Consider the following 7,810-nt stretch of genomic DNA (forward strand, 5'->3'; position numbering starts at 1 on the left):
CCGCATCGCGGGACATACAAATACTAGGGTCACTTCTCGATGAAAATCCCGGGTCAACTCTCAGCGGTAATCAACACGGAGCGCACTCTCGATATCGTCGAACGATATGAAGAGCACATCATCGATCGACCAGGCATCAAGGATCTGGAGGCGATGCTTGGCTTCGGGTTTGCAGGGTCTGGTTCCAACGTCGCGATGGCCTTCACCATGCTCAAGGACTGGGGCGACCGCGATGGCGTTACGGCCGCAGCGGAAGTCGCGAGCGCAACGCAGGCGATGGCGAAGGTGCCTGAAGGTCGGGTTATGAGCCTGATGCCTCCGGCCATCGACGAGCTGGGCACATCATCGGGTTTTGCGCTGAGGCTTCAGGATCGCGCTAATCAGGGTGAGGAAGCCTTGCTGGCGGCACAGAACCAGTTGCTTGCAGCCGCAGCGCAGAGCACGCGGGTCGCCGGTGTCTATCCGGAGAACCTGCCAGACAGCACGAGCGTCGAACTCGCTATCGACCGGGAGAAGGCGCAGGCGCTCGGCGTTCCGTTTGCGACGATCAGCGAAACGATCTCGGCGGCGATGGGCTCGTTCTACGTCAACGACTTTCCGGAGCGTGGACGCATGCAGCAGGTCATCGTCCAGGCTGACGCGCCCTATCGCATGCAACTGGCCGACGTGCTGAAACTCAATGTCCGTAACGAGGCGGGCGGCATGGTGCCGTTGTCCGAAGTGGTGACGCCGATCTGGGGCCAAACTCCGTTGCAGCTGACCCGTTACAATGGCTACCCCTCGATGAAGATCTCGGGCGAAGCCGCGCCGGGTGTGTCGAGCGGCGACGCCATGGCCGAGATGGAACGGCTCGCGGCTGACTTGCCCCAAAGCTTCGCAATCGAGTGGACGGGCCAGTCGTTGCAGGAACAGCAGGCCGGTGCCGAAGCGCCGATGCTGCTGGCGCTGTCGATGCTGGTGGTCTTCCTGGTGCTGGCCGCGCTTTACGAGAGCTGGTCGGTCCCCCTCTCGGTGATGCTCGTGGTTCCCCTCGGGCTGGTCGAGTAGACGCCGGCCATATCCAAAACCCGCACTGCGTCGCGGTGCATTCTAGAGTCCCGCTTCCAGACAGAGTACGGGCGCGTTGATGATGACCCGCAGACGATCTGCTTGCGCGCCGCCACTCAAGAGCGAGTTCAAACGCATCGCCATGCGCGCCTGCAAAACCGACCAAAGCTTTTCCGCAATGATCTACCTCGCCGCCGCCGTCATCAACTCGCGATAAATCCCCACAAAACCTAGTGGAACGGGCCCTTCATTTTCGAAATGCTTCGCCGCCGTGAGCGCCAGTGACGAGGAGCCGCGCTCAGCTCGGCTGAATGAACGTCAAGTTCCAGGGAAGTGATTTCACTCGGGGAATGGCCGCTTTGTTGGCGAAGTTGCCGGCCAAGCAGGGCAACTTCGTTATTACGAAAATCTGGGTGCGTATGCGATGCTCGCTATCTGATTTCGCGCTTTTCACCCTATGATTTTCACTTCACTCCTGAGCTTGAGCGTGCCGCAGTCCAGCGAGGGTTGTGGCTGCCAGCGGGTCCGGCCGCGCGGCGTTTGCGGCTTGGCTGCGGGGTCTCCCGGTGGTCTCAGGCACCGTCGTCGCTGGGAGGGTGGTCCAACCCAGATGCGGAATACTGATGGTACGCCGACCCGCGAGGTCTGTCCGCGACACGAGCAAACCCTTTTCCTCGATGAATGCGAGCATGCGGCGCGCTCGACCTGGCGAGCTGGTGCCGTAGAGATGGGCAAGCGCATCGTCATCCGGGCAGGCGCGTTCCTCACGTGCAGCGCGGACAATAGCGAGGAAGGGCGCAAGCATCTCTTCAGGAAGGGCGGCGCCGAGCTTCAGCGTTTCCTCCCAGCGCTCTGCGTCATTGATCCCGGCGCGGGCCAGCGCGAGGGCCTGCCGGAACGCGCCGAGGTCGATTTCGGTTTGCACGCCTCTCATGCGGCACCGAACCACAAAGTCCTGAAACAGGGCGGGGAGGGGTTGCCGGGAGTTCTCCACGGCGATTTCGGCGAGAACCTCTTTGCGAACATCCGCCTGCTCCTCGACCGGCACGGACGGCATGTCCGGGATGGAAGACATGGCCGGGGCTGTGGTGAGCGTGCGGAGCATGTCGGGCATCGACATTGCGGGCCGGGTAGGAGACGGAGGCGGCGGAAAGAAGGCCTCTGGGCGCGAGAACAGTGTATCGCGCAACTGCGCGACCGGTGCTTCGGGCAGCGGGACGAGCCTGAGGCCCGCGTCCTTTCCCGCAGTGCGCACCGGTCCGATACGTACATTGACCGGCCGGCGTGAAAGAGCGGGGCCAAGGGCAAGAAATTCGCCGCGCTGAAGATCGCGGATCATGTCGGCCTGACGACGGTCCATACCGAGGAGATCGGATGCACGTGCCATGTCGATATCGAGAAAGGTCCGGCCCATCAGAAAATTGGACGCTTCGGCCGCCACATTCTTGGCGAGCTTGGCGAGACGCTGGGTCGCAACGACGCCGGCAAGGCCGCGCTTGCGCCCTCGGCACATCAGATTGGTCATGGCGCTAAGCGACGCGCGGCGTGCGTCCTCGGCGACCTCGCCGGCCGCTGCGGGCGCGAAGAGCTGGGCTTCGTCGATCACTGTCAGCACAGGATACCAGAACTGACGGGGTGCATCGAACAACGCTCCGAGGAATGCGGCCGTGCAGCGCAGCTGGTCGTCAACTTCCAGTCCTTCGAGGTTCAGCACGACGGAAGCGCGATGCTCCCGCACGCGCGCGGCTAGCAAGGCAATCTCGCTCAGGCCGAAGTCTGCCGCTTCGACGATGATATGATCGAACGCATCGGCAAGCGACACGAAGTCGCCCTCAGGGTCGACGACGACCTGCTGGACGATCGATGCGCTGCCTTCGAGCAGGCGTCTCAAGAGATGGGATTTACCAGATCCCGAATTGCCCTGCACCAACAGCCGGGTGGCGAGCAACTCCTCGAGGTCCACCGATACGCTTTGCCCTTTGCTATCCGTACCGATCTCGATCCTTGCCGTCATCGCTCCCCTCTGGACCAGGACACTGCTGGGTCGCAAGAATAATCTCCTTCCATCTTAAGAGATGCGACTTACTTCGTAGCGCATGTCGAGCACATAGAGGCCGTGACGCCAGTCGGTGGCGAGGCTATAGGGGCCTATGGATTTGCTGACCGAAAACCTCGTTGCCTGGCTCAATATAGCTGGAATTTCGGTGTTCGCCGCTTCAGGAGCGTTGGCCGCGGCACGCAAGCGCCTGGATTTCATAGCGGCCTGGTTTTTTGCGCTCATTACGGCAATCGGGGGCGGAACGCTGCGTGACTTGCTGATCGGCGCGCCAGTCTTCTGGATGCTTGATCCCACACCTGTGATCCTATGCGCCGCTGTTGCGGTTCTCGCATGGGCAGTACCCTGCGCTGGTGGCCCAATCGCGCACTTGAATGGCTGGATGCTGCCGGATTGGCAGCCTATTCGGTCTATGGGGCGGGAAAGGCACTGCAATATGGAGTATCTCCAATCCCCGCGATCGCCGCAGGCGTGATCACCGGCTGCATCGGCGGTGTCATCCGGGACATCACTGCAGGTGTTCCTTCTATATTAATGAGAAACGAGATTTACGTGACCGCATCGTTAGTTGCGGCCATCCTTTTCGTCATTCTGATGACGGCAGGTCTTGACGCGCCTTGGCCATCGATGATCGGCTTCGCATTTGGCTTTGCATTGCGTGGGATCGCAATTCAATGGCGCATTTCATTGCCACTGCATCGTGGGCATTGAGTCTCGAGCTGTCCGGCTATCCATGTATTTTTTATCCACCACATGTACCATTTTGCAGAGGGGTGAATGCATGGCAGCATTGGGGAAGCCTTATTGTCGGCGTGAATGACTGCGTTAAATGCGGAAGCGGTAGTCATTTAATCGTAAAATCACACGCTGGATTATCGGGTAATGCTTCAAGGCATATGGGTCCTCTAATCCATCCTATTTTGCTAGGAGTCTCGTGCGTTACAGGTAGTCAGCAGTGAACGGATCCCTCCCAACATACCCACTGTTGAGGCCAATCGAGTTGGTTTTTGGTGATATTATGGTGGCGCCGGTGATCCCGCGTTGCGGCAAAGCGATCCGTCATTTGTTCTGATAATAAAAAGGTGGGCCGTTGAATTTCTGCGAGTTGCAGCCTATCCGCCCCCGTGCCCACCTTTTCACTGGCACCCTCAATATTTTGTCGGGGTTGCGACCCGAAGGACCCGATCAAAAATATTAATAAAGTCCATAACGGAAGCATTGCGCCTGTCCAACACCATTTAACTCTATTCTTGCATAATATTGTGGATATTTTTATTTACTATTACTTTGGTAATAGGTGATTCACTGGATGTTATGAACATTGTTCTACCTAGTTCGTAGCGAGTAGATTAAAGTGGCGCGCTGCCGCGAATCGGTTGGGGGAAGGAATGCAGGCGATCTTCAGATTCCCGTTCATGATGGGAGAGAAGATTTCGATTCAGCTGGGTCGCGCGCCGATATTGAGCGTGACGCTGGCGCGTCTGGCGCTGCTGGTCGCCTGGATGCATGAACTCGACTATATCGGCCATACCTACGCAAATATGCAAGCCGTGACCGAATGGATGAGCCTGAGTTACGTGGCTTGGAACCTGCTATGCATTTTTGGCCTGTTCCTGGCCCCACGTTGGGAACTCATACTGCGACCACTGATTCTGCTGATCGATTTCATGGTCTGTGCTACGCTGGTCGTCCTTCTTCGCCCGATCGAACTGCCGGCCATTCTTTGTTGCCTGCTGCTGTTGTGGGCTACACGGGAGCGGCTGGGGATCAGTATCGCGGCTATCGCTGCATTATGCTTCATCATCGCATTCATTTTTCGTAATAACTACGAACCATTGGCTCAGATTTACTCTCTGCAATTGGCCAGCGACTATACGGACAGCGCCAGCATTTTTATCGGCAGTCTGATCGCGCTCGCCGTCATTGGATCGCATCTTTATCAGGATCAGGTCAAAAGGTGGGGTGACCAGTTGCAGGCGGTTGGCGGCAATCTGAATGCACCACCCATCGAATTTCTGCTGAACCAGGTTGCAGCATTTTTCAACGCGCACACAGTTGCTTTCATCTGGGAAGACATGAACGATGTCGCCATCCGGTGTAGCAGCCTGAAAAAAGACACATTGTCCTTTCCCCAAATTGCCGATGATGAAATGCGGCCCCTGCTTCATCCGCGGGTTCGGGATGCCTCTTTTCTGTTCGCCGCCCATTCCGAACAGCTTTTTTTCCGCAACAGCATTGGCGCGCTGAAATTTTCCAACTCGCCGGAATTCATCGACACTATCAGCGAAGCTCTACAATTCAGGCGCGGCGCAAGCTTTGCCATTAACGCAGGCGCTTTGCGGGGACGTTTTTTCATTGAGCGCCGGCACGGGTGGTCGCCCAATCTCCTTGATCAGTGCGATTATGCCGCTGACAGCGTGGATGTCTTTTTCGAACGCTCTTTCTTTCTTGATGCATGGCGCAATCGTGCCTTTGCCGAGGCGCGCCTCGCGTTGAGCGGCGATCTGCACGACAGCGTTTTGCAAACTCTGGCGGCGATGCGGATGCGGCTGTCCGCCCTCATGCCCAAAGCATCGAAAAACCTGCCCGCCGAGCAGACGGAAGACCTCAAAACGCTACAGGACCTGATCATTGCCGAACAAAGTCGGCTCCGACAGCTTTTGAACGAAAGCAAGCGCGTCAACGGCGTCACGCAAAATCTGGCGGAAGGCCTGACCAGTTGCGCAAAAATGCTGTCCGGCCAATGGAATATCGACTGCCATGTCTATGTCGACAAACCCGAAGTCGATATTGACCGCTCAACGGCCATCGAGGTCGAATTCCTGGTTCGCGAAGCAGTGGCCAATGCCGTTCAACACGCCTCTGCCCGCAAAGTAACGATTGCCGCAGCGGTGCAGGATGATGCATTGCTTATGGCCTTCCGTAATGACAGCAATTCTGGCATCCTGTCAGAAGTCCCGGCCCCGATCGACGGCATTCAGTCACAATCCCTCACACGCCGCCTGTCTCTGCTGGGCGGAACGGCGTATTTCGACAATGTTAATGATAAATCTCTATTATCCATTCGCATACCGCTCAACCTGACGGAGAAACGGGTCTGATATGGCAAATCTTCTAATCGTCGATGATCATCCACTATTCCTGGACGGGCTTCAGCAATTTCTGGAAACCAACGATCACAAGATTCTGTGCTGCGCCCGATCGGTCAGTGACGCGCTTTATAAGCTGCAGACAGAGGTTCCCGACGTCGTGATCCTGGATTTGAGCATGAAGGACGGCGGTGGATTGAAGATCCTGTCGAGCCTCCGCGAAAACGGTAATGGCGTGCCGGTCATATTTCTGACCGTGAGCATCAAACCGGAAGAAACGATCGAAGCACTGCAGCTGGGCGTCAATGGCATCGTCCTGAAGGAAAGTGATCCCGAGGAATTGCTGAGCTGCATCGCAGTCGTCAATGGGGGCGGTAACCGGATCGATCCGGCCATCATGGAAAAAGCGCTACTGCATTCCGTGGTTACAAAGAACCGGACTACCTCGCATGACGTGCTGACGGAACGTGAAAAGGAAATCGCCAAGCTGATCCGCGCGGGCCTGCGCAATAAAGTGATCGCGGAAAAATGCGGCCTGACCGAAGGAACGGTCAAAGTGCACCTGCACAGCATTTTTCAGAAACTGGGCGTCAAATCCAGGGCGGAACTGATTGTCAGCTCGATGGGTGAGCCTCAATGATCATCCAGCGATAATTCTGTCGGCAACAATAAAGGACGGCATGGCCGCCTTGCCGTTCGGGTTGACGCCCTGGCCAAATATGCACAAGATTGCGCCTGCCGCTATGGCCAGTCCATAGGGTATTGGCCCGCGCCGGGCAAAGATGGCCCATCCAAGCCTGTCCTTCATGCCCACGGGAATCGCCCGTCGCACGACGATCAGGACAATCGCCAATACGGCCCCTGACATGGTGATGTAGAATATCAGCGGCACGATCCCGGTAAAATCGAACCAGAGCGCAACAGCGGCAAACAGCTTCACATCGCCGCCGCCCAACCATTGCAACGCGAACAGGATCAAACCAACGCCCAGGATCAGTGCAAAATTAACCGCATTCATCCACATGTCAGCCTCTGGTCCCGCCACCGCGACCCACACCGGAAACAACAGAATGATCACCGTCGGGAATATATTGGCAATGCGCAATTGCATCACATCCTGACAGGCGGCGGCGGTCAGCAATGCGGCAAGTGCATAAAGGACGAGGTGCGCCACCATCACTGATCTCCCGTCAATGCCGCCAGATTGGCGCTGGCAACATGGGAATAGGTATCGCTGGCATGGAGCGAACGGCTGAAATACGCCTTCGCATCATCGCGCCTTCCGGCAAGCAAGGATGCATAACCGGCATTGTTAAGGCGTCGCGCCCAATCTTCCGCATCGTCCGCGCCCGCACTTCTGGCGGCGGCCGCCTTTGCGATAGGCGTCCCAGCCATCGCCCGCGCTATATCCGCATTGTTGGCATAGCGTTCATTGCCGGGATCAGCGCGCAACGCCTCCGTAAATAGTCGTGCGGCAGCGACGAACCTGTGTTGCAGGAGCAACTGTCAACGTCGGGGTAAAATTGTGCAAGATTCCGGTGTAAAACTGTACCAGTTGGATTGAACAAAAAGCCTCAGATCGAGGCGGTGCTTTCATCTGCTGTGCTGAACGGTCTGG

Annotated in this window: 8 protein-coding genes; 5 read left to right on the forward strand and 3 right to left on the reverse strand. The window is 57.3% G+C overall.

Features of this window, described 5'->3' with window-relative positions; genetic code table 11:
• Nucleotides 1-39: 39 nt before the first annotated feature.
• A complete protein-coding gene (locus tag L3X40_RS20210; protein WP_237367191.1) occupies nucleotides 40-1,047 on the forward strand; it encodes an efflux RND transporter permease subunit in 1,008 nt (335 codons plus the stop codon).
• A gap of 469 nt (nucleotides 1,048-1,516) precedes the next feature.
• Here the strand turns inward: L3X40_RS20210 and L3X40_RS20215 are convergent, their stop codons facing one another.
• A complete protein-coding gene (locus tag L3X40_RS20215; RefSeq protein WP_237367196.1) occupies nucleotides 1,517-3,061 on the reverse strand; it encodes a helicase HerA domain-containing protein in 1,545 nt (514 codons plus the stop codon).
• Nucleotides 3,062-3,197: 136 nt separating this feature from the next.
• Between L3X40_RS20215 and L3X40_RS22440 the strand changes: the two genes are divergently transcribed.
• The 4 genes from L3X40_RS22440 to L3X40_RS20230 all read left to right on the forward strand — a co-directional run bounded on the left by L3X40_RS22440 (nucleotide 3,198) and on the right by L3X40_RS20230 (nucleotide 6,832).
• Nucleotides 3,198-3,578, forward strand: a complete 381-nt coding sequence (locus L3X40_RS22440) for a trimeric intracellular cation channel family protein (RefSeq protein ID WP_338331163.1) — start codon at nucleotides 3,198-3,200, stop codon at nucleotides 3,576-3,578.
• Nucleotides 3,497-3,814 carry a trimeric intracellular cation channel family protein gene (locus L3X40_RS22445; protein WP_338331164.1) on the forward strand — a complete coding sequence of 106 codons (318 nt, stop codon included), beginning with the start codon at nucleotides 3,497-3,499 and terminating at the stop codon, nucleotides 3,812-3,814. Before L3X40_RS22440 ends, L3X40_RS22445 begins: the two co-directional genes overlap by 82 nt.
• Before the next feature lie 677 nt (nucleotides 3,815-4,491).
• Nucleotides 4,492-6,204 (forward strand): sensor histidine kinase, encoded by a 1,713-nt coding sequence (locus L3X40_RS20225; protein ID WP_237367192.1) that lies wholly within the window; start codon nucleotides 4,492-4,494, stop codon nucleotides 6,202-6,204.
• 1 nt (nucleotide 6,205) lies between these two features.
• Nucleotides 6,206-6,832: a response regulator gene (locus L3X40_RS20230; RefSeq protein ID WP_237367193.1), complete on the forward strand. Its 627-nt coding sequence runs from the start codon at nucleotides 6,206-6,208 to the stop codon at nucleotides 6,830-6,832.
• Here L3X40_RS20230 and L3X40_RS20235 read toward each other — a convergent pair whose 3' ends face one another.
• The gene (locus L3X40_RS20235) at nucleotides 6,833-7,369 is read right to left on the reverse strand and encodes an A24 family peptidase (protein WP_237367194.1); all 537 of its coding nucleotides are present in this window, start codon (nucleotides 7,367-7,369) and stop codon (nucleotides 6,833-6,835) included.
• Nucleotides 7,369-7,644: a hypothetical protein gene (locus L3X40_RS20240; RefSeq protein ID WP_237367195.1), complete on the reverse strand. Its 276-nt coding sequence runs from the start codon at nucleotides 7,642-7,644 to the stop codon at nucleotides 7,369-7,371. The genes L3X40_RS20235 and L3X40_RS20240 overlap by 1 nt, the downstream gene beginning before the upstream one ends.
• Nucleotides 7,645-7,810: the final 166 nt, after the last annotated feature.

This window comes from Rhizorhapis sp. SPR117, from assembly GCF_021742065.1.